This window comes from Methylopila sp. Yamaguchi (genome assembly GCF_002897035.1).
Lineage (GTDB): Bacteria > Pseudomonadota > Alphaproteobacteria > Rhizobiales > Methylopilaceae > Methylopila.
This window is the reverse complement of the sequence record NZ_BAUX01000002.1, coordinates 22,820-43,667: the sequence shown is the minus strand read 5'-3', so window position 1 is coordinate 43,667 and position 20,848 is coordinate 22,820. Positions and strand designations below refer to the sequence as shown.

At 71.1% G+C, this 20,848-nt stretch carries 16 protein-coding genes; 12 read left to right on the top strand and 4 right to left on the bottom strand.

Annotated features, from left to right (window positions below):
- Window positions 1-107: 107 nt before the first annotated feature.
- The 3 genes from METY_RS02385 (at window position 108) to METY_RS02375 (ending at window position 1,278) form a co-directional block, all read left to right on the top strand.
- Complete coding sequence (locus METY_RS02385) at window positions 108-317, top strand: DUF3126 family protein (RefSeq protein WP_020185526.1); 210 nt, start codon at window positions 108-110, stop codon at window positions 315-317.
- 92 nt (window positions 318-409) lie between these two features.
- Window positions 410-724, top strand: a complete 315-nt coding sequence (locus tag METY_RS02380; RefSeq protein WP_103119806.1) for a DUF6949 family protein — start codon at window positions 410-412, stop codon at window positions 722-724.
- Between the two features lie 23 nt (window positions 725-747).
- Window positions 748-1,278, top strand: a complete 531-nt coding sequence (locus tag METY_RS02375; protein WP_103119805.1) for a gamma carbonic anhydrase family protein — start codon at window positions 748-750, stop codon at window positions 1,276-1,278.
- Between the two features lie 145 nt (window positions 1,279-1,423).
- On the opposite strand, the gene METY_RS02370 is transcribed toward METY_RS02375, so the two are convergent.
- Both METY_RS02370 and METY_RS02365 read right to left on the bottom strand, forming a co-directional pair.
- Window positions 1,424-1,927, bottom strand: a complete 504-nt coding sequence (locus tag METY_RS02370) for a CinA family protein (protein ID WP_103119804.1) — start codon at window positions 1,925-1,927, stop codon at window positions 1,424-1,426.
- On the bottom strand, window positions 1,924-3,147 hold the full coding sequence (locus tag METY_RS02365; protein WP_103119803.1) for a bifunctional 2-C-methyl-D-erythritol 4-phosphate cytidylyltransferase/2-C-methyl-D-erythritol 2,4-cyclodiphosphate synthase: 1,224 nt from the start codon (window positions 3,145-3,147) through the stop codon (window positions 1,924-1,926). Before METY_RS02365 ends, METY_RS02370 begins: the two co-directional genes overlap by 4 nt.
- A 161-nt stretch (window positions 3,148-3,308) precedes the next feature.
- On the opposite strand from METY_RS02365, the gene dusB reads away from it, so the two are divergent.
- Genes dusB through ntrC form a run of 3 tightly spaced genes read left to right on the top strand, consistent with a single transcriptional unit; the run spans window position 3,309 to window position 6,911 of the window.
- Window positions 3,309-4,337, top strand: a complete 1,029-nt coding sequence (dusB, locus tag METY_RS02360) for a tRNA dihydrouridine synthase DusB (RefSeq protein ID WP_103119802.1) — start codon at window positions 3,309-3,311, stop codon at window positions 4,335-4,337.
- Window positions 4,334-5,461: a two-component system sensor histidine kinase NtrB gene (locus METY_RS02355; RefSeq protein WP_103119801.1), complete on the top strand. Its 1,128-nt coding sequence runs from the start codon at window positions 4,334-4,336 to the stop codon at window positions 5,459-5,461. Before dusB ends, METY_RS02355 begins: the two co-directional genes overlap by 4 nt.
- A gap of 7 nt (window positions 5,462-5,468) precedes the next feature.
- The gene (ntrC, locus tag METY_RS02350) at window positions 5,469-6,911 is read left to right on the top strand and encodes a nitrogen regulation protein NR(I) (protein ID WP_020185519.1); all 1,443 of its coding nucleotides are present in this window, start codon (window positions 5,469-5,471) and stop codon (window positions 6,909-6,911) included.
- A 105-nt stretch (window positions 6,912-7,016) separates the two neighbouring features.
- Here the strand turns inward: ntrC and dgcN are convergent, their stop codons facing one another.
- Entirely contained in the window at window positions 7,017-8,024 is a 1,008-nt protein-coding gene (gene dgcN / locus METY_RS02345; RefSeq protein WP_103119800.1) for an N-acetyltransferase DgcN, read from the bottom strand.
- A gap of 112 nt (window positions 8,025-8,136) precedes the next feature.
- On the opposite strand from dgcN, the gene METY_RS02340 reads away from it, so the two are divergent.
- The 6 genes from METY_RS02340 to METY_RS02315 all read left to right on the top strand — a co-directional run bounded on the left by METY_RS02340 (window position 8,137) and on the right by METY_RS02315 (window position 13,313).
- Window positions 8,137-9,282: an MlaE family ABC transporter permease gene (locus tag METY_RS02340; protein WP_103119799.1), complete on the top strand. Its 1,146-nt coding sequence runs from the start codon at window positions 8,137-8,139 to the stop codon at window positions 9,280-9,282.
- 2 nt (window positions 9,283-9,284) lie between these two features.
- Window positions 9,285-10,079 (top strand): ABC transporter ATP-binding protein, encoded by a 795-nt coding sequence (locus tag METY_RS02335; protein ID WP_103119798.1) that lies wholly within the window; start codon window positions 9,285-9,287, stop codon window positions 10,077-10,079.
- Between the two features lie 21 nt (window positions 10,080-10,100).
- On the top strand, window positions 10,101-11,681 hold the full coding sequence (locus METY_RS02330; RefSeq protein WP_103119797.1) for an MlaD family protein: 1,581 nt from the start codon (window positions 10,101-10,103) through the stop codon (window positions 11,679-11,681).
- A 50-nt stretch (window positions 11,682-11,731) separates the two neighbouring features.
- Window positions 11,732-12,373 (top strand): ABC-type transport auxiliary lipoprotein family protein, encoded by a 642-nt coding sequence (locus METY_RS02325; RefSeq protein WP_244593491.1) that lies wholly within the window; start codon window positions 11,732-11,734, stop codon window positions 12,371-12,373.
- An 87-nt stretch (window positions 12,374-12,460) separates the two neighbouring features.
- Window positions 12,461-12,811, top strand: a complete 351-nt coding sequence (locus METY_RS02320; protein ID WP_103119796.1) for a DUF6152 family protein — start codon at window positions 12,461-12,463, stop codon at window positions 12,809-12,811.
- Window positions 12,812-12,815: 4 nt separating this feature from the next.
- Complete coding sequence (locus METY_RS02315; RefSeq protein ID WP_103119795.1) at window positions 12,816-13,313, top strand: DUF6644 family protein; 498 nt, start codon at window positions 12,816-12,818, stop codon at window positions 13,311-13,313.
- An 85-nt stretch (window positions 13,314-13,398) separates the two neighbouring features.
- Here METY_RS02315 and METY_RS02310 read toward each other — a convergent pair whose 3' ends face one another.
- Window positions 13,399-20,790 (bottom strand): hypothetical protein, encoded by a 7,392-nt coding sequence (locus METY_RS02310; RefSeq protein WP_103119794.1) that lies wholly within the window; start codon window positions 20,788-20,790, stop codon window positions 13,399-13,401.
- Between the last annotated feature and the right edge of the window lie 58 nt (window positions 20,791-20,848).

Below are 20,848 nucleotides of genomic sequence, written 5' to 3'. Positions count from 1 at the left end.
GCGCTCGCGCCGCCTTGCCTCCCGCCGCCGCCCGTGGCAAGGCGTGCGGCCTCTCGCGCCGGTCGTCCGCGTCGGCGCGTCAAGCCAGTCCACTCTGGGAGGTGACGTTGGAAAAGCGCGAAATCGAGCGCGTGCAGAGCTACATGCGCCGCCTGTTCCAGAACCAGACGGTCCGGGTCGTGGCGCGTCCACGCAAGGACGACAGCGCCGAGGTCTATCTCGGCGAGGAGTTTATCGGCGTCGTGTTCCGCGACGACGAGGACGGCGACCTGTCCTACAATTTCCAGATGGCGATCCTGGAGACCGACCTCGAGTGAGGTCCGCCGGGCCGCGTCCCAATCAGGGACGGCCCGGATGTTGCTGGCGTCATGCTTCGGACGGCGGCGGCCGCCGTCGTCGGGAGAGGCCCATGTCGCCCTTCGTCGCCAGCCTGTTCACGCTCTGCCTCGGCTTCGCCCTGTCGGCGCTCGCGGCCTCCGCCTTCGAGGCGGCGACCGCGCGTCGGGCGAGCTTCCGGCTGCTGCGTTCGCCGGACTCGACGGCCGTGGTCGCGGTGCCGCTTGTGACGATCGCCGCGCCGTACATGATGGCCCGTAACCTGATCGCCCTCCGCGCCCGCCGACGGTCTGCGATCGGGATCGCCGTCGGCACGGTGCTGGCCGGCCTGTGGAGCCTTGCGCTGGGCTCGGCCGCGCTCTCGGGGGCGGCGGCGCTGGGCATGTGACGTTTGGAAAGAGGGAGCCGGTCATGGCCCTGTACGAACTCGACGGCGACCGCCCTCAGACGCCCGCCAATGGCCGGTACTGGGTGGCGGAGACGGCCGTGCTCGTGGGCAAGATCGTGCTCGAGGAGGACGCCAACGTCTGGTTCGGCACCGTGATGCGGGGCGACAACGAGACGATCACCGTGGGCGCGCGCTCCAACGTCCAGGACGGCTGCATCCTGCACACCGACCCTGGGTTTCCGCTCGACATCGGACCCGACTGCACGGTCGGACACGGCGCGATCCTGCACGGCTGCACCATCGGGGCCGGAAGCCTGATCGGCATGGGCGCGACGGTGCTGAACGGCGCAAAGATCGGAAAGTCCTGCCTCGTCGGCGCCAACGCGCTCGTGACCGAGGGTAAGGAGTTTCCGGATTTCTCCATGATCGTCGGCTCGCCGGCCAAGGTCGTGAAGACGCTCGGGCCGGAGTGGGAGATCCGGCTGCTCGGCACCTCAGGACGCTACGTCGCGAACGCCCGCCGCTTCGCCAAGGGCATGAAGCGAGTGGATTGAGCGGGCGCAGTCGCTCCGGCTGAAGCCCAGCGAAAATGCCGGAGCCTATAAGCCGGCGGCTGACGATCATCTGTGAGGTGCGTCGCGCCTTGTTGGCGGCGGGCTTATAGGCTCCGGGACTTCGCCCGGAGCAACGGCGGCGTCGTCAGGCTACCCCCGTCGCTCCCGAGGCCTCTTGCAGCATCTCAAGCGCCTCGATCACCGAGCGGCGGCGGATCTCGGCGCGGCCGAGGTCCCCGAAGCGCCGCTCGCGGTGCAGGGTCTGACGGCCGAGGCGGGCCGCCGCGAAATGCACCAGTCCGACGGGCTTGTCCTCCGACCCGCCGCCGGGACCGGCGACGCCGGTGATCGCGACCGTCAGCCCGACGCCGGCGGCCGCGAGCGCGCCTTCAGCCATCGCGACGGCGACCTCTTCGCTGACCGCGCCTTTGGCCTCGATCAACTCGGCCGGCACGCCGACCAGAGCGGTCTTGGCGGCGTTGGAGTAGGTGACGAAACCCCGGTCGACGACGTCGGACGAGCCCGGCACTTCGGTCAACGCCCCGGCGACAAGCCCGCCGGTGCAGGATTCGACGGTCGCGATCGTCAGCCCCGCGCCGCGGGCGAGGCGGAGCGTCTCTTCGGCGAGCTCATAGACCGTCGCGCTCATGCCAGATCATCCTTGAAGGGGAGGCGGATCGTGGCGGAGGCCATGGCTGCGAGGCCTTCGCGCCGCCCGGCGAAGCCGAGCCGCTCGGTCGTGGTCGCCTTGACGCCCACGCGGCCCACGGCGACGCCTGCGATCTCCGCGATCCGCGCCCGCATGGCCTCCCGGTGCGGCCCGACCTTGGGCGCTTCGCCGACCACCGTGACGTCGAGGTGGGCGACGACGCCGCCGGCCGCGCGGACGCGCGCCACGGCGTCCTCCAAGAACTGCGCGGAGTCGGCGCCCTTCCAGGTCGGGTCCGATGGCGGGAAGTGCGCGCCGATGTCGCCGTCGCCCAACGCGCCAAGCACCGCGTCTGTGAGCGCGTGCAGCACGACGTCGGCGTCGGAATGGCCGGACAGGCCGAAACCGTGCGGGACCTTCACGCCGCCGATGGTCACGTGGTCGCCCTCCGCGAAGGCGTGGACGTCGAAGCCGGTCCCCGTGCGGACGTCGCCGCGAGCCAGGAACTCGGCGCCGGCGCGCCGGAGCAGATCGTCGTCGAATTGCTCTGCGGTCGTGAGCTTCACGTTGCGCGCCTCTCCTTCGAACACGACGACCCTATGCCCCGCCCAGGCGTACAGCGCGCCGTCGTCGGTGAAATCTTCGCGACCTTCCGCCGCCGCCCGGGCGTGGGCCGCGAGAAGGGACCCGTGGCGAAACGCCTGCGGGGTCTGCAGCGCGCGTGCGCCCGCGCGGTCGATCGTGGCGCCCCGCTCGCCGTCGGCGGCGACCGCGCAGACGGTGTCGATCACCGCGACGCCCGGAACGGCCCCGCCATGGGCGTAAGCCGCGGCGATCGCGCGCGACACCAGCGCGGAGCTCGCGAAGGGACGGGCGGCGTCATGGACAAGGACGACGTCGACGCCGTGGTCGAGCGCCTGCAGTCCGGCGTGGACCGAGGCCTGGCGCGTCGCGCCGCCGAGCACGGGCGCGCCCAGCTTGGGATGGCCGAACCACGGCGCCATCGCCTCATGGTAATGGTCGTCATGGCCGGGCCCAATGATCACCCTCAGTTCCGCCACGTCCGGATGGTCAAGGAACAGGCGCGCGGCGACCGCGAGCATCGGCTCTCCGCCAAGCAGACGGTACTGCTTCGGCGCGCCCGCGCCGGCGCGAAGCCCGCCGCCCGCGGCGCAGATCAGGGCGACCGTTCGGCCGCTTGAATCTGTGGACAATGCCATCGCGTTTCGTCCGCTGCCGGCGCGACGGGCGCCGAATTCCCCGCCGTCTTCTAACGAGGTGCGGCCGCCCTGTCGCGCAGCGACGAAAACAGACGCTTTGCGGCGTTGTGTCCGATCGAAATCTGTCTAATATGTGTGCACACAAGCCGCCGGCCAATTTTATGAGCAGCATCGCCCCCGTGCCTCTCGCCCAAAATTTTGTCGTTGGACGCGTTTCCCCCGACAATCCGGTGCTTCTCGCGCCGATGTCCGGCGTGACGGATCTCGCCTTTCGCCGAATCGCCGCGCGTCTCGGCGCAGGGCTCGTGGTGTCGGAGATGGTCGCCTCCCGGGAGCTGGCGACGGCTGACGACGAGGCGCGGCTGCGCGCCGAGGGCGAGGGCTTGGGCGTGCATGTGGTCCAACTGGCCGGCCGCGATCCCGCGTGGATGGCTGAGGCGGCCCGCGTCGCCGTGGGGGCCGGCGCCGCGATCGTCGACATCAACATGGGCTGTCCGGCGAAGAAGGTCGTGGGCGGCCATGGCGGCTCGGCGCTGCTGAAGGATCTCGACCTCGCGACCCGCCTGATCGCCGCCACGGTTGCCGCCGTCGACGCGCCCGTCACGGTGAAGATGCGGCTGGGCTGGGACGCCGAGTCGATCGTCGCGCCCGACCTCGCCGCGCGCGCGGAGGCGGAGGGCGCCGCGATGGTGACGATACACGGCCGGACGCGCGCGCAGTTCTACGAGGGCCAGGCCGACTGGGGCGCGATCCGCGCCATCGTCGAGCGGGTCTCCATTCCCGTGGTCGCGAACGGCGACCTCGTCGCGGTCGAGGATGCGCCCGCGATGCTGCAGGCCTCCGGCGCGGACGCCGTGATGATCGGCCGCGGGGCGCAGGGGCGGGCTTGGTTCCCCGGCATGGTCGCCGCCCATCTCGCCGGCCGCGAAATGGAGACGCCCGACCTCGACGCGCAGCGCGATCTCGCGCTCGAGCACTACGAAGGCCTGCTCGCGCTCTACGGCCGCGACGTCGGCGTCCGGCACGCCCGCAAGCATCTCGGCTGGTATCTGGACGCCGCGGCGGCCAGCGCCGGGACGCCCGTTCCGGCTGCTCTGAAGGCCGCCGCGCAGAGCGCTCCCACAGCGGAGGAGGCGCGGTCCGCCTTCGTCGCCGCCTACGACGAACTCGGCTGGAGGGCCGCGGCATGAGCCTCGCGCCGAGCGATCGCCCCCGCACCGGCGCCGGCGCGCCGGAAGCGGTGCTGAACGCGCTGCCCCATCCCGTGCTTTGCGTCGCGGACGCCGGCCGGATCGTCGACGTCAACGTCGCCGCCGAAGCCTTCTTCGAGGCGAGCGCCAACGTGCTCCGCCGGCATGACATCCGCGAGTTCGTGCCGTTCGGCTCTCCGCTGATCTCGCTGATCGAGCAGGCCCGCGACCGCGGCGCTCCGGTCAACGAGTACCGGGTGGACCTGGGCACGCCGCGCAACGGCGGGGAGCGCATCGTCGACATCCACGTCGCGCCCCTGCACGAGCGTCCGGACGTCCTCGTGGTCGTGCTGCAGGAGCGGACGATCGCGGACAAGATGGACCGCCAGCTTACGCACCGCGGGGCGGCGCGCTCGGTGACGGCGCTCGCCGCGATGCTCGCGCACGAGATCAAGAACCCGCTCTCCGGCATCCGCGGCGCGGCGCAGCTTCTGGAGCAGTCCGCGAGCGACGAGGACCGGGTCCTCACTCGCCTGATCTGCGACGAGGCCGACCGCATCGTGAAGCTGGTCGACCGCATGGAGGTGTTCTCCGACGAGCGGCCGATCGAGAGCGAGGCGGTGAACATCCACGCCGTGCTCGAGCACGTGAAGCGCATCGCCGTCTCCGGCTTCGCCCGCGGCCTGAGGATCGTCGAGGACTACGATCCCTCGCTCCCGCCGGTGCTCGCGAACCGCGACCAACTCGTTCAGGTGTTTCTGAACCTGGTGAAGAACGCCGCGGAAGCCATTGGCGACGCTCAGGATGGCGAAATCCATCTCACGACCGCTTTCCGGCCGGGCGTGCGGCTGTCCGTGCCGGGATCGAGCACCCGCGTGAGCCTGCCGCTGCAGTTCACCGTGCGCGACAACGGCCCCGGCGTGCCCGAGGATCTGCTGCCGCACCTGTTCGACCCGTTCGTGACCACCAAGCCGACCGGCTCCGGCCTTGGCCTTGCGCTGGTCGCCAAGATCGTCGGCAACCACGGCGGCATCATCGAATGCGAATCCCAGCCGCGGCGGACGACCTTCCGCGTGCTGATGCCCATGTTCACGAGCGGCGACAGCCGCCGCCAGCGGAGCTGATCGCCCCATGCCGCAAGGCAGCATTCTCGTCGCGGACGACGACGCCGCGATCCGCACCGTCCTCAATCAGGCGCTGAGCCGCGCCGGCTACGAGGTCCGCTCCACAGGCAACGCCGCGACGCTGTGGCGCTGGGTCTCCCAGGGCGACGGCGACCTCGTGATCACCGACGTGGTCATGCCGGACGAAAACGCCTTCGACATGCTGCCCCGCATCAAGAAGGCGCGGCCGGAGCTGCCGGTCGTCGTGATGAGCGCGCAGAACACCTTCATGACGGCGATCCGCGCCTCGGAGAAGGGCGCCTACGAGTATCTGCCGAAGCCCTTCGACCTGAAGGAGCTGATCGCGATCGTCGGCCGCGCGCTGACCGAGCCCAAGGGCAAGGACCTGCGCCGCAGCGACGACGCCGAGGTCGACGAGATCCCGCTCGTCGGCCGCTCGCCCGCGATGCAGGACATCTACCGCGTGCTCGCGCGGCTGATGCAGACCGACCTTACCGTGATGATCTCGGGCGAGAGCGGCACCGGCAAGGAGCTCGTCGCCCGCGCCCTGCACGACTACGGCAAGCGCCGCGCCGGCCCCTTCGTCGCGATCAACATGGCGGCGATCCCGCGCGACTTGATCGAGGCCGAGCTGTTCGGGCACGAGAAGGGCGCTTTCACCGGGGCGCAGGCGCGCTCGTCCGGCCGGTTCGAGCAGGCCGAGGGCGGCACGCTGTTCCTGGACGAGATCGGCGACATGCCGATGGAGGCGCAGACGCGGCTGCTGCGCGTGCTGCAGCAGGGCGAGTACACCACCGTCGGCGGCCGCACCGCGATCAAGACCGACGTGCGCATCGTCGCGGCCACCAACAAGGACCTGCGCCTGCTCATCCAGCAGGGCCTGTTCCGCGAGGACCTGTTCTTCCGCCTGAACGTGGTGCCTATCCGGCTGCCGCCGCTGCGCGAACGCGCGGAGGACGTGCCCGACCTGACGCGCCACTTCTTCACGCTGGCGGCGCGCGAGGGCTTGCCGCCGAAGCAGATCGACGCCGCGGCGATCGACCGGCTGAAGCGCTACCGCTGGCCGGGCAACATTCGCGAGCTCGAGAACCTGATCCGGCGCCTCGCCGCGCTCTATCCGCAGGAGATCATCGGCGCGGCCATCATCGACGCCGAGCTGTCGCAACCGCCGGCCGCGACCATCGGCGACGAGGCTGGCGGCGCCGAGACGCTGATCAACTCGGTGGAGCGCCACCTCAACGCCTACTTCGCCGAGTTTGGCGAGAACCTGCCGCCGCCGGGCCTCTACCACCGTGTGCTGCGGGAGGTGGAGTATCCGCTAATCTCGGCCGCGCTCGCGGCCACCCGCGGCAACCAGATCAAGGCGGCGGAGCTGCTCGGCGTGAACCGCAACACGCTGCGCAAGAAGATCCGCGACCTCGACGTTCAGGTGGTGCGGCTCTCGCGGTAACGCTCTGATCATCCGAAGATTTCCGCGTCATGCCCCGGTTTTTCCGGGGCATCCAGACGGGCCCGAGCTTCCGCTTGACGTCTGGCCTGTCCGGCGGCCGCACGGTTACGGAAGGACTTCCAGCAACCGGTCGACGATGGGGGCCACCCCGAAGCGGATCGGATCGCTCGCGGGCAGGCCGTGCTCCGCCGTGGCCGCATCGAGCGTTGCGCGGGCCTCTGCGTCGGGCAGGGCCGCGGTGTTGATCGAGATTCCGACGCACCGAATCTCCGGATTGGTGAGCCGCCCCGCGGCGACCGTCGCCTCGATCACCTGACCGATGGTCGGCAGGGGATGCGCCACGTTCCGCATCGTCTTGCGCGTCGGCTCGTGACAGACCACGAAGGCGTCGGGCTGCGCGCCGTGCAGCAGGCCGAGCGTGACGCCGGCGAAGGAGGGGTGGAACAACGAGCCTTGGCCTTCCACCACGTCCCAATGCGCCGGATCGTTTGCAGGAGTCAGCCACTCCGCCGCGCCGGAGATGAAGTCGGCGATCACGGCGTCCACTGCGACGCCGCGGCCGGCGATTAGGACTCCGGTCTGGCCGGTGGCGCGGAACTCAGCGTCGAGCCCGCGGGCCCGCATCTCGGCTTCGAGCGCCAGCGCGGCGTACTTCTTTCCCACCGAGCAGTCGGTTCCGACCGTCAGCAGCCGCCGGCCGGGCCGCTTGGTCCCCTTGCCGGTTGCGAAGCGTTCCGAGGCGTGGCGCAGGTCATGCAGCGCGCGGCCGGCGCGCTCGGCGGCCTCCGCAATGCGGGGGGTGTCCTTCAGGCGCCCATGCAGGCCGCTCGCGACGTCGAGGCCCGCCTCCAGGGCGGCCACGATTTCGTCGATCCAGTGGTCGGGGAGCACCCCGCCGGCGTTCACCACGCCGATGACGATGGTCTTGGCGCCCGCGGCCACGGCGGCCGGAACATCCATATCGGGGAGGCCCACGTTCGCGCCGCAACCTTGGAGACGCATCTGGCCCACGCACCAGTCCCGCCGCCAGTCCACCACCCCAGCTGCGGTCTTCGCCGCCAGCGCGTCCGGGGCGTCGCCCAGAAACAACAGGTAGGGCTTTGCAATCTCCACAACGCGCTCCGCCTCTCGACGCCGCCTCGACATGCGGCTGATAGGCTGACTATTAAGGCTAGGGTCTTGTCGAGCAAGCGGTCGAGTCTCTAGGAGCCAACGGCGAGCGCACGTGCAGGTTGAAGCCAAGACCGGCGATCTGAAGATCGAAACCTTCGACGAAGGGCTCGTGTTGACCCCGCTCGGCGCATGGACGGCCGAAGGCGTGGACGCCGCGGCGCGCCACGCCGAGACGGTTGACCTGTCGGGCGCCCAAGGCAAGACGCTCGCCTTCGATCTGGGAGAGCTGGATCGCCTCGACACCGTCGGCGTCCTGGTGCTGCACCAGCTCGAGGATCGCGCCGCCGAGATCGGCGCTAAAGTCGAGATCCACAACGCCAAGCCGCCGCACAAGCGCCTGCTCGACGCGCTGAGCGATCGCGGTCGCGGCGAGCCGCCTGCAACCCGCCACGAGTTCGGCCCGCTGACCTTGCTCGCCGACGTCGGGGAAGGCGTGCTGGAGATCGGCAAGGACGCCGTGCGCGCCACCTCCTTCCTCGGGGCCGTGGTGGCGGCGACCGGCAAGCTGCTGCTCGCCCCCTGGCGGTTCCGCTACACCTCGACCGTGGTGCATCTGGAGCGCGTCGGGCTGCGCGCCGTGCCGATCATCGCGCTCATCTCTTTCCTCGTCGGCGCGATCGTCTCGCAGCAGTCGATCTTCCAGCTCAAGAACTTCGGAGCGACGCTGTTCGTCGTCGACCTTCTCGGCATTCTCGTCCTGCGCGAACTCGGGGTGCTGCTCACCGCGATCATGGTCGCCGGCCGCTCGGGTTCGGCCTTCACCGCCGAGATCGGGTCCATGAAGATGCGCGAGGAGATCGACGCGCTGAAGACCATGGGCCTCGATCCGATCGAAATCCTCGCCATGCCGCGGCTCGTGGCGCTCGTGATCGCTCTGCCCTTGCTCGCGTTCATCGCCTCCATGTCGGCGCTGCTCGGCGGCGGCCTGGTGGCCTGGCTCTACGGCGACGTGACGCCGGTCACCTTCCTGCAGCGGCTCAAGGACGCGATCTCCCTCCAGACGTTCTTCGTCGGGCTGGTGAAGGCGCCTTTCATGGCCGTCGTGATCGGCCTCATCGCCTGCACGGAGGGCATGAAGGTCGAAGGCTCCGCCGAATCGCTCGGCGCACGCACCACCTCCTCGGTGGTGAAGTCGATCTTCATCGTGATCGTGCTCGACGGCGTGTTCGCCATGTTCTTCGCGGCGATGGGCATCTGACCATGGTCGAAGGAAACGGCGCCGCTCCCGACAACGTCATCAGCGTGCGCGGCCTCGTCGTGGGCTTCGGCGAGCGCAACGTCATCGACGGCTTCGACCTCGACGTCCGCCGGGGCGAGATTCTCGGCGTCGTCGGACCGTCCGGCGCCGGCAAATCCGTGACGCTGCGCGCGGTGATCGGGCTGCTGCCGAAGAAGGCGGGGACCGTCGAGGTCTTGGGCGTCGACCTCGATCAGGCGACGGCCAAGGAGCGGCTCGCGGTGGAGCGGCGCTGGGGCGTCCTGTTCCAGCAGGGCGCGCTGTTCTCCTCGCAGACCGTGCTGCAGAACATCCAGATGCCGCTGCGCGAGCACACGTCGCTGTCGCCGAAGCTGCTCGACGAGATCGCGCGGCTCAAGATCGACCTCGTCGGCCTTAAGCCCGAGGCCGCGGACCGGTTCCCCGCGGAGCTCTCTGGCGGCATGATCAAGCGCGCGGCGCTTGCGCGGGCGCTCGCGCTCGATCCGGACATCGTGTTCCTCGACGAGCCGACCGCAGGCCTCGATCCGATCGGCGCAGCCGATTTCGACAAGCTCATCATGACGTTGCGCGACGCCCTCGGGCTGACCGTCTACATGGTGACGCACGACCTCGACAGCCTGACCACGGCTTGCGACCGAATCGCCGCCCTGAAGGGCGGCAAGACGCTGGCGGTCGGGCCGATGTCCGAGATGGTCAAGAACGACGATCCTTGGATGCAGCAGTATTTCCGTGGCGAGCGGGCCCGCGCGGCCGGCATCGGCGCGACGGCCGCCTGACGGGGCCAAGGAGCAGACCGGATGGAAACCCGCGCCAATCACGCCCTCGTCGGGGGCTTTACGCTCCTCGTCGTGGCGACCGCCTTCGCTTTCGTCTGGTGGTTCACCTCCGCCGGCCAGCAGCGCGAGCGCGCGATCTACCGCGTGCAGTTCCAGGGCGCCGTGTCCGGGCTGACGCCAGGCTCCGGCGTTCTGTTCAACGGCATCCGCGTCGGCGACGTGACCAATCTCAACTTCGATCCGCTCGACCCCGCCAAGGTCGTCGCGCGGATCGAGGTGTTCACGAACACGCCCGTGCGCTCGGACACCAAAGCGCGGCTCGAGATCACCGGCCTCACCGGCGGCTCCGTCATCCAGCTCGCCGGCGGCTCCTCGACCGCGGCGCCGCTGCCGAAGGTGACCACGGAGTCGGGCGACCCCAACAACGCGCCCGTGCTGGTGGCCGAGCCCTCCGCGTTCCAGGACATCCTCGAAGGCGCGCGCAGTGTGCTGGAGAAGGCGCAGCTGACCTTCAACGACGTCCAGGGGCTGGTGGCGAACAGCCGCGGCTCGGTGGAGCGCTCGTTGCTCAACGTCGAGCAGTTCACCGCCGCGCTCGCCGCGAACTCCGACGACCTCAAGAGCTTCATGCAGAACACCGGCATCGCCGCGCGCCAGATCGGCACGCTCGCGGACAACCTCGTGCCGCTCGTGACCGACGTGCAGAACCTCGTCCGGGCGGTGGACGTGGCGAAGGTGGACAAGACGATGTCCAACGTCGTCGCCTTCTCGGAGTCGCTGAAGAACGGCGCGCCCCAGATCGAGACCGCCCTGAAGGACGTCGCGGCGCTCGCCACCCAGCTGAGGGCCTCCGGCGGCCGGGTCGACTCCGTGCTGGCCGGCGTCGAGGAGATCGTGCGCGGCGTCGACCCGCAGAAGGTCTCGGGGGCGGTCGATCGCTTCGCCGCGCTGCTGAACGCGGTCGATCCGCAGAAGGTCTCGAACGCGGTCACCTCGGTGGAAAGCGCCGCTCGCAACGCGGACCGCGCCATCGCCGCGATCGATCCGGCCAAGATCAACCGCGCGGTCGACGGCTTCACCAGCCTGGCGACGTCGATCGACGGGCCCACGATCAGCCGCACGATCGCGAACGTCGACCGGGTGATCTCGGCCGTCGACAGCGAGAAGGTGCGCTCCACCATCGACAACGTGAACAGCTTCGCGGCGGCGCTCGGCCGCAGCAGCAACGACGTCGACCAGATCGTCGCCGACGCGCGGCAGATCTCGGGGCGGCTGACGGGCACTGCCGACAAGCTGGACGCCGTCATCACCGACGCGCAGCGCGTGATCGGCAGCGATCAGACGCAAGGCGCGATCGCCGATTTCCAGAAGACCAGCCAAGCGATCCGCGAACTTGCGCAGCGCCTCGACGGGCGCACAGCGGACATCACCGCGAGCGTCAACAAGCTTTCGACCTCGGGCGTCCGCGATCTTCAGGGCTTCACGGCCGACGGCCGCCGCACGCTGAACGAACTCGACCGCGTCCTGCGCGGCCTTCAGAGCAACCCGCGTCAGTTCCTGTTCGGCGACTCAGGCGGCGTGCGCGAGTACAACCGCCGATGACGACCCCCGCCGCCGCATCGCCCCGTATCCCGACGAGCTCGGAGAGAGCCGTGACCGAACCGCGTACCCCTTCAATCCGCGCCAAGACCCAGGCGTTCAGAGCCAAGACCTTCGGCGTCATGGCCGTGCTGCTCGCAGGCGTCACGCTCGCGGGCTGCTCCAGCCTGCTCGCCGGCAAGCCCCCGGCGACGTATGACCTCACGGCGCCGACCGACATGCCGCGCGGCGGTTCGCAGCAGGGCAACCTCGTCGTCGGCGAGCCCGTCGCGGTCGCCGTGATCGACGGGCAGCGCATCGTCGTGAAGCCGGACGTGGGGCAGGTGACCTACCTCCCGGATTCGCAGTGGTCGGACCGTCTCCCGAAGCTCGTTCAGGCCAAGATCATCGAGGCCTATGAGAACGCCAACCGGCTGAAGAGCGTGGGGCGCCCCGGCGACCGCCTCGCGATCGACTACCAGCTCGTCACCGAGCTCCGCGCCTTCGAAATCCGGGCGGGGCAGGGCCAGGCCGTGGTGGAGCTGACCGCGAAGATCGTCAGCGACAAGACCGGCAAGATCGTCGCCGGCGAAGTGTTCCAGGCCCGCCGGCCGCTGCCCGGCGCGGTCGACGGCCCGACCGCGACACGCGCCCTCAACGCCGCGCTTGCGGACGTGCTGCGCGGCCTCGTCGTCTGGACCGGCCAGCGCCTCTGATCCCTCACGCAGGCGTCATCCGGAAGCCGCTCGACCCGCCATCGGCCCGCGCCACCTCCCTGTGCCGAACACATGGAGACTGCGGCGATGAAAGCGACGATCGTGCGAGGACTGACGCTGGCCGGCCTGATGGCGACGCCGGCGCTCGCCCATCATGGGTGGTCGAGTTACGACTCGACCAAGCTGGTGACGCTGCAAGGACCCGTTCTCGAGTCCCGTTTCGGCAATCCCCACGGCTCCGTGACCATCGAGCATGAGGGCAAGCGCTGGGAGGCGGTGCTCGCCCCTCCCTCGCGCATGACGGCGCGCGGCCTGACCGAGGCCGACATCGCGGTCGGCGCGACCGTGAAGCTCGAGGGCTACGTCAGCACCCGGGTCGCGACCGAACTCCGGGCGGAGCGCATCATCGTGGGATCCAAGACCGTCGAACTGCGCTGACGGGATGGACGTGGACCCCGTCGGCGCCGCGCCGGGCTGGGCCGCCGCGATCGAGGCTTCCGCGCTGGGGGCGTTCATGCGGGGCGCATCCGCGGCCTATCCTCTTGCGAACCTAGGCCATCTGCTCGGGCTGGTGCTGCTCGTCGGATCGGTGCTGTTGCTCGATCTCCGCCTGCTCGGCGCCGGCCGCCGGCTCGCCGCCGAAGCCGTGTCTCAGGCCGTGACGCCGACGATGCTTGCCGGCGGCGCGCTGCTCGTCGTGACCGGCGGCCTGCTGTTCGCCGCCGACGCCCGGTCGTTGGTCGTCAACGCGGCTTTTCTCTGGAAGCTCGGGCTCGTGGGGGCCGCTTGCGCCAACGCCGTTCTGTTTCGCGCGTTGTGGAGCCGCGCGCTGGGCGATTGGGACGCGGCGGCGCCGCGCGCCGCCCGGGTTCAGGTCGCCGTGTCGCTCGGGCTGTGGCTGACCGTCGCCGCGCTCGGCCGGCTGATCGCTTACGTCTGACGGGATCGCGCAATCCCGAACTCCTGCCCATGAAAAAGCCCCGGCGCGCGCGTGCGGCCGGGGCTTTTCCGTCGCAACGCCGCCTTCAGCTCGGATCGAACTTCCCGGCCGCGTGGGCGAGCATCGTGTAGACCTTGCCCGTCTCGGAGGTGAGGTAGGTGTTGGTCAGCATGTTGTCGCGATCGTCCTCCCCGACCTCTTCGAGCAGCCGCTCGAACTCCGAGATGTAGCGCTCGACCGTCGCCCGGAACTCGGGCTCCGCGCCGTATTTGCGCCGGATCTCTTCGAAGGTCTGCTGCCCTTGCAGCGTGTAGAGCCGGCGCGTGAAGACGTTGCGCTCGCCGCGGCGGTACCGGTCCCAGAGGTCCGTCACGGCCTGATGGTCGATCATGCGGGCGATGTCGACCGAGAGGCTGTCGAGCGACTCGATCGCGTGCAGCGGCGAGCGCTGCTGCGGAGCCGCCGGCGCGGGCTTGCGAGGCGCCGCCGCCGGAGGAGCGCCCGCCGGGGCGTCGTCGCGCGAGGCGCGGGCGAGCAGGCCGGAGATCCAGCTGCCGTTGTCCTCCGCCGACGCGTCGGCGCGGGCGTTCGTCGGCGTCGCGGGTTTCGGCGCCGCAGGCCGCGGGGCCGAAGCGGCGGGGGCGGCCGCGCGAACCGGCGCGGCCGGTCGGGCCGGGACCGGAGCCGGCTTCGCCGCAGCCGCGCGGGCCTGTGAGGGCTCGGCCACGTCGAACGAGGCGCCCTGGCGCGCGGCGATCTCGCCGAGCGCGGTCAAAGCCCGGATCTGCTCCGCCATCACGCGGCGCAGCTCGGCCGCGTTCTCCTCCGCCTCCTTGGGCATCTCCAGCACGCCGCGGCGCAGCTGCTCGCGGGTCGTGTCGAGTTCGGCTTGGATAGAGGCGGTCATGCCGCGCAGCTCGCGGGTGATCTCCGCGAAGCGCCCGGTCGCCGCGCCGAGTGTCTTGGCGATGTCGCGCGCCGCCTCCTCGTTGGCGGCCTTGAGCGCCGTCGCGGTCTTCTCGCGCTCGGCCTCGGTGGTCTGACGCACCTTTTCGAACTCCCCGGCGATCTGCTGGGCGGCGGCGCCGACCTGCTGCGCGAGGGTCTCGGCCACCTTCTGCGCCCGCTGCTCCGACTTCGACAGCGCGCCGTCGATCGAGACGGTGAAGCCGTCGATCACGCCGCCGAGCTCGTCCGCCTTGGCGACAAGAGCCCCGGACAGCGTCTCGAGCGCCGAGCGGCGCTCCTCGAGCGCGCCGGCGAGGCGGCCTTGCGCGCCGTCGAGCGTCGTGGTGACGGCCGCGATCGCCTGCGTCTGGTCGTCGAGCTTCTTCGACACCTCGGTGACGCGCTGGAGCACGCCCGCGGAGACGTCGCGGAGCGAGGTGACCTGGGCGCCGACCTTCTCGCCGGTGCGGGTCGTCGTCTCCGCGATGTCGGCCATGATCTCCTCGAAGGCCGTGACGCGGCCCGAAAGCTCGCTCTCGACCGCTCCGAGCTTCTGCCCGGCGCTGTCGAGCAGGGTCTGCAGGCCGGCGTTCGAGTCCGCGAGCTTGGTGAGAACGTCCGCCATCTCGCCGGTGAGGGCGGTCTGGGTGCGGGAGAGGTCGGCGACGGCGCGCTTGCTCTCGCGGGCGACCGTGGTCGCAAGCGTCGACGTCGCCTCGACGACGGCCTCCTGGAGCTTGCGGCTCGAACCGTCGAGGTGCTCGACCGCCTTGGAGGTTTCGAGGCCCATGGTCTCCGAGAGACGATGCGAGACCACTCGCAGGCGGTCTGCGACCGAGTTCAGGCTTTCCACCGTCTCCGCGCCGCGGGTCTCGAAGGTGCGCACGAGGTCGCCGTTCAGCGCCTCCAGCGTTTCCTTCAGCGTGGCGCCGCGCGAGGCCAGCCCGTCGATCAGGGTCGCCGAACGGCTCTGGATCTCGGTCGAGACCGCATCGCCGGCGGCCGCGATCTCGCGGGTCACCGCGGCGCTCTGAGCGCCGAAGCGCTCGACGAGGCCGTAGCCCTGCCGCTCAAGCGTCACCGTCAGCTCGCCGATCCGGGCGACGAGCGCTTCCGTGACCTCGCCGGAGAGGCGCGACATGTCGCCCTCGGCGCGTTCGGTCGCCTCGGCGATCGCGCGCGCCAGCGCGTCGGTCTTGAGCGCGAGCTCGGAGGTGAGCGCGTCGCCGCGGGCGCCGAGATTGGCGCTGACGGTCTCGAGCCCAGTGGAGACGACAGTCTCGAAGCGGCCGATGCGGCCTTCGAGCTCCGACGCCACTTCGAGCGCCCGTGCGCCCAGCGTCGCGCCGACCGTTTCGGCTTTGCCGTCGAAGGAGGCGATCAGCTCGTCGGTGCGCGCGCTGAGCGTCGCGGCGAACTCGGCCGCGCGGTCGGCGAGCGCCGCCGCCACTCCGGTCGAGCCGTCGCCAAGCGTCCGCGCAAGCTCGAGCGTGCGGGCGGCCAGCGTCTCGTTCAGCGCGCGGGTGCGCGCCTCGAGGCCGTCGTCGATCCGGCTGATGCGGCTCTCGAGCGACAGCGCGAGGTCGCCGATGCGGCTCCCCAGCTGCTCGTCGAAGGCGCCGAAGCGCTGGGCCAGGACGCCCTCGAGCTCGGTCGTGCGCGTGTTCACGCCGTCGGAGTGCGCGGCGATGGCTTTTTCGAACTCCGTCGCCTTGGCGTCGAAGACGTTGATGCGGGAGGCGACGGCGCGATGAAGCACGTTGGCGCGGTTGTCGAAGGTCTCGAGGCTCTTCGTCAGCACCTCGCCGATCCCCGCCGCCTTGTCGTCGAAGGACGCGACGCGCTCGCCGAGCGACTCGTCCAGCGCGGCGACGCGCCCAGCGAAGCCCTCGAGGCGTTCGCCGAGCGAGCCGTCGAGCGTCGTCACCCGCGCGTCGAAGGCGCCGAGGCGCTCGCCGATCACGCGGTCAAGCTGCGCGACCTGGTCGTCGATGCGGCCGACCTGGGCGCCCACCGTCTCGTCGATGGCGCCGATCTTCTCGTCGATCGATCCGACGCGGAGCGCGATGGTCTCGTCGAGCCGCAGGATCTGGCCGTCGAGCGCGGTGATCCGGCCGGCGAACAGCTGGTCGAAGGTCGAGATCTTCTCGTCGAACTGCCCGACGCGGGCGCCGATCGTCTCATCGAGCCGCTCGATGCGGCCGTCGACGGCCCCGAGGTGGCTGCGGGAGGCGAGGTCGATCGCCGCCAGGCGGTCGTCGAAGCCCGCGAGCCGGTCGGCGATGGCGCCGTCGAACTCGGACATCTTGCCGTCGAACGAGGCAAGCCGGTCGGACATGGAGGTCTCGATGCGACCGGCGGTCTCGCCGATCGACGCGGCCAGACGCCCGCCGTCTTCGCGCAGCACGCGCTCGACGTCGCCCACGTGCGACGCCACGCTTGCGGCGAAGCTCTCGCTCGCCGCGCCGATGCGGTCGGCGAGAGCCGGGCCGCGCTCGTCGAGCGTCTTGTCGAGCGCCGCGAGCTGGGCCGCGAAGGCCTCGTTCACGGCGCCGCCGCGGGTGGCGATCTCGTCGGCGAGCTGGCGCGCGGTCGCGGCGAGCGACTCGCTCAGGGTCTCGCCGCGGCTCGCGATGGCCGAGCCGATCTCCTCGCTGACGCGCTCCAGCTGGCTGTTGACCTCGGCGACGCGCCCGTCGAGCGCGACGCCGAAGCCTTCGACGGACGCCTGCAGCGTCGCGCCGGCGTTCTGGGCGCCGTCGCGCAGGCGCAGCGCGACGAGGCTGGCGGCCTCGCCGAGCAGACGCTCCGCGCGGGCGACTTCGCCTGCGAGCCGTTCGCCGAGCGCGGAGCCCGCGCCGTCGAAGCGCTGTTCGAAGGCGCCGAGGCGCTCCTCGAAGCTCGCGCCGAGGCGCTGGCCGGCGGCGTCGAGGGCGCCTTCAGCCGCAAGAGCCCGCGCATCGATCGTCTCGACGAAGCGAATTTCCGCGGATGCGAGGCGGGTCTGGAGATCGGCGCCGCGGTTGACGATGGCGTCGTGGATCCGCTCGGCGGTGTCGCCGATGGTCATGGTGAGCTGGCCGCCGCGTTCGGCGATGACGTCCGCCACCGAAACGCCCGTGGTCGCGAGGCGCTCCTCGAAGGCGCGCAGGCGGTCCTCGACCGTGGTCGAGATGCGGCCCGTCGCGGCGTCGAACGCGGCTTCCGCCGCGGCCGCACGCTCGTCGATCTTGGCTCCGAGGCCTTCGCCGCTCGCCGCGAGCCGGCGCTCGAGTTCATCGCCGCGCAGCACCACGACGTCATGGATGCGCTCGGCGGTCTCGCCGAGCGAAGAGACCAGGGCCCCGCCGCGCTCCGCAATGATCTCCGCGATCACGCCGCCCGTGCTGGTGATCTGCTCGTCGAAGGCGCGCAGACGCTCGTCCGATCCGGTGGCGACGCGTTCCGCCGCCGCGCCGAACTTGGCTTCGATCGCCGCCGCACGTTCTTCGAGCGCCAGGCGCAGGGTCTCCGCGCCGGCTTCGAGCCGGTCGCCCAGCGCGCCGCCGCGGCCCGCGAGCAGCGAGTCAATCCGTTCCGCGGTGTCGTCCAGGCGGGTCGCAAGGTCGCCGCCACGCGTGGAGATCACTTCGGCGATCACGCCGCCCGCGCCCGTAAGACGCTGCTCGAACGCCGCGAGGCGCTCGTCCAGCCCGGAGGTGGCGCGTTCGGACGCCGACGCGAAGATCTCTTCGACCGCAGCCGCGCGGCCGTCGATGGCCTCGCCGAGCGAGCCGACGACCGCGACGAGGCGGCCCTCAAGCTCGCCGCCGCGGCCCGCGATGCTCTCGTGAATGCGCGCCGCGGTTTCCTCGATCGAGGAGGCGAGGGCGCCCCCGCGGTCGGCGATGATCTCGCCCGCCGCGCCGCCGGCCGCCGCGAGGCGTTCCTCGAAGGCCGACAGCCGTTCGTCGACGCCCTGCGTCGCCCGGTCGGAGGCGGCCGCAAAGGCCTCCTCCGCGGCGGTCGCGCGGTCGTCGATCGTGCGCCCGAGCGCGCCGGTCGCCGCCGTCAGGCGGGTCTCCAGCTCGCCGCCGCGCGAAACGATGGTCTCGTGGATGCGCTCGGCGGTCTCCTCGAGGGTCGAGGCGAGGGCGCCGCCACGGTCCGCGATGATCTCGGCGACGGAGCCGCCGGTGGTCGAGAGCCGCTCTTCGAAGGCGCGCAGACGCTCCTCGACGCCGGAGGAGATCCGTCCGGCCGCGGCGTCGAAGGCCGTCTGCGCCGCGACGGCGCGGGCCTCGATGGTCTCGCCGAGGCGGTCGCCGGTCGCCGCAAGGCGGCTTTCGAGGTCGGAGCCGCGGACCACGACGACGTCGTGGATCCGCTCGGCGGTGTCGCCAAGCTGGGTGACGAGGATGCCGCCGCGCTCAGACAGCACGTCGGCGATCGTCACGGTCGTGGCCTCGATGCTCTCGCGCACTTCGAGGGCGCGGGTCTCGATGGCCGCGACGATGCGGGCGCCGGCCGCGTCGAACTCTCGCTCGACCTCGCCCGAACGGCCGACGACGGCCTCGTGGACGCGGTCGCTGGCGGCCGCGATGCGGGTCGCGACGTTGTCGCCCCGCTCTTCCAGCAGGGCCGCGATGCGCTCGCCGTTCTCGCCGAACCGGCGCTCGAGTTCGCCGCCGTGGACGACGATCGCCTCGTGCATCCGGGCGCTCGCCTCGGACAGACGGTCCGCCAGCTCGCCGCTCTTCAGCGCGATGCTTTCCGCAAGGCGTCCGCCGGTCTCGTCGAGCTTGCCGGTGATCTCGGAGCCGCGCAGCGACAGGTCGAGCACGACGCCGTCGCCGGCCGTCTTGACGGCCTCGGTGACCTCGGCCGCGCGGACCGCGAGCACGCCCTGGAAGTCCTCGCCCACTTCGCGGAGCGCCTCGGACACCGCCTCGGCGCGCTCCGACAGGCTGCGCAGAATGATGTCGGCCCGCTCGGTAAAGCCGCCGGTCACGTCGTCCCCGGCGCGCTGCAGCGTCTCCGCGGCGCGGTCGCCGCGGGCGGCGAAGTCATCGGACAGGCGCGCGGCCACGGTCTCGAGCTGTTCGGTGACGCGGGCCCCACGTTCGCCGAACGCCTCCGTAACGGAGGCCGCGGTGGAGGCGAGGGCCTCGGTCAGCTCGCCCGCGCGGGCGGCGAAGCCTTCGCCGAGATCGGCGCTGGTGCGGTCAAGCGCGACGTGGAGTTCGCCGAAGCGCTCGGAGATGCGGTCGAGGACCGCCGCGCCCGAGCGCTCCAGCTCGTTCGCCATCTGATTGCCGCGGCCGTCGAGCACGCCGACGATCTGTTCGCTGGTGCGCGCGAGCCGCTCGTCGAGGTCGAGGCCGGTCGCCGCCAGCCGGTCGGTGAGCAGCGCGGTGCGCTCCTCGAGCGAGCGGGCGAGGCTCTCGCCGCTGTCGGTCATGGCGTCTCGCGCCGCGTCCGCGCGGGCCGCGACGGTCTCGGCGAGCCGCGCGCCGGTCTCGTCGAGGCTGCGGGTCACGGCGTCGCTGGTGCTGGAAAGACGTTCGATCAGCTCCGCGCCGCGGCCGCCGACGGCGACGAGCATGGCCTCGCCGGCCTCGGCGATCGCCGCGGAGAGCTCCATGCTCTTGGCGTCGAGATGTTCCGTCACCCGCGCGCCGGACTCGGCGATGTTCGCGGTCAGCAGGGTGGCGGCGGCGTTGAGGTCGCGGGCGAGCAGCTCGTGCGCCCCAGCGATGGTCTCGCGCAGCCGCTCGGCGTTGCCGTCGATGGCTTCGCGCTCGCTCTGCAGCTCGGCGATGAGGTTGCGGACGCGCAGTTCGTTGTCGTGGAACGAACGCTCGAGCGAAGAGACCTCGCCGCGCACCAGCGACTCAAGATCGCCGGCGCGGTTCACGGCGCGCTCGATGCCGTCGCCCATGGCGGCGACCTCGCGGCGCACGGCCTGGCCGAGCGAGGTGATGGAATCGGTCGACGAGGTCTCGGGCTCGGCGAGGCGGAGCGCGACCTCGGTCATCGAACGGGCGACGAGGCGCATCTCCTGCGAGCGCCAGGCCATCATCGCGAGCATGAAGAAAAACACGATCGGCGCGAAGGTGCCGACGAAGGCGGCGGCCAGCTGCGCTTGGATCGCGCGGTCGGCGAGATCGACTGCGCCTTGGCCAAGGCCCACGACGCCGAAGACATAGAGAGCGCCGAGCGCGGCCCAGGCCACGGCGGCGGCGGTCGCCAGCACGAAGGGGCCGTTCGAGGGCTTGCGCTGCAGGGCGTAGAGAATGTGCGCGAAGGAGCGCGCGTCGTCGTTCGCGGGCGCGCGGCGGCCGGACCGGTCCGGCGTCGGCGCGACGCGGCGCTCAGGGGCCGCGGCCTGAAGCTGCGGCTCGACCATCGGCTCCGTCACGGTGGGCTCGGGCGCGGCCTTGCGCGGGGCGACGACCGCCTTCGCGCCAGGAGCGACGAGGTTCAGCGCCTCCTCAATGGCGGACAGGGCCGCTTCCGCGGGATCCTTGGCAGGATTGGGATTCGCCATCGTCTCAAGCCTCGCGTCCGTACACTGCACACATCGGTCGCTTCGGACCCGCCGGCCT

Coding starts and splice junctions, on each gene's coding strand:
- METY_RS02380 (WP_103119806.1), top strand. CDS start 410: ATGTCGCCCTTCGTCGCCAGCCTGTTCACGCTCTGCCTCGGCTTCGCC.
- METY_RS02375 (WP_103119805.1), top strand. CDS start 748: ATGGCCCTGTACGAACTCGACGGCGACCGCCCTCAGACGCCCGCCAAT.
- METY_RS02370 (WP_103119804.1), bottom strand. CDS start 1,927: ATGAGCGCGACGGTCTATGAGCTCGCCGAAGAGACGCTCCGCCTCGCC.
- METY_RS02365 (WP_103119803.1), bottom strand. CDS start 3,147: ATGGCATTGTCCACAGATTCAAGCGGCCGAACGGTCGCCCTGATCTGC.
- dusB (WP_103119802.1), top strand. CDS start 3,309: ATGAGCAGCATCGCCCCCGTGCCTCTCGCCCAAAATTTTGTCGTTGGA.
- METY_RS02355 (WP_103119801.1), top strand. CDS start 4,334: ATGAGCCTCGCGCCGAGCGATCGCCCCCGCACCGGCGCCGGCGCGCCG.
- ntrC (WP_020185519.1), top strand. CDS start 5,469: ATGCCGCAAGGCAGCATTCTCGTCGCGGACGACGACGCCGCGATCCGC.
- METY_RS02335 (WP_103119798.1), top strand. CDS start 9,285: ATGGTCGAAGGAAACGGCGCCGCTCCCGACAACGTCATCAGCGTGCGC.
- METY_RS02330 (WP_103119797.1), top strand. CDS start 10,101: ATGGAAACCCGCGCCAATCACGCCCTCGTCGGGGGCTTTACGCTCCTC.
- METY_RS02320 (WP_103119796.1), top strand. CDS start 12,461: ATGAAAGCGACGATCGTGCGAGGACTGACGCTGGCCGGCCTGATGGCG.
- METY_RS02315 (WP_103119795.1), top strand. CDS start 12,816: ATGGACGTGGACCCCGTCGGCGCCGCGCCGGGCTGGGCCGCCGCGATC.
- METY_RS02310 (WP_103119794.1), bottom strand. CDS start 20,790: ATGGCGAATCCCAATCCTGCCAAGGATCCCGCGGAAGCGGCCCTGTCC.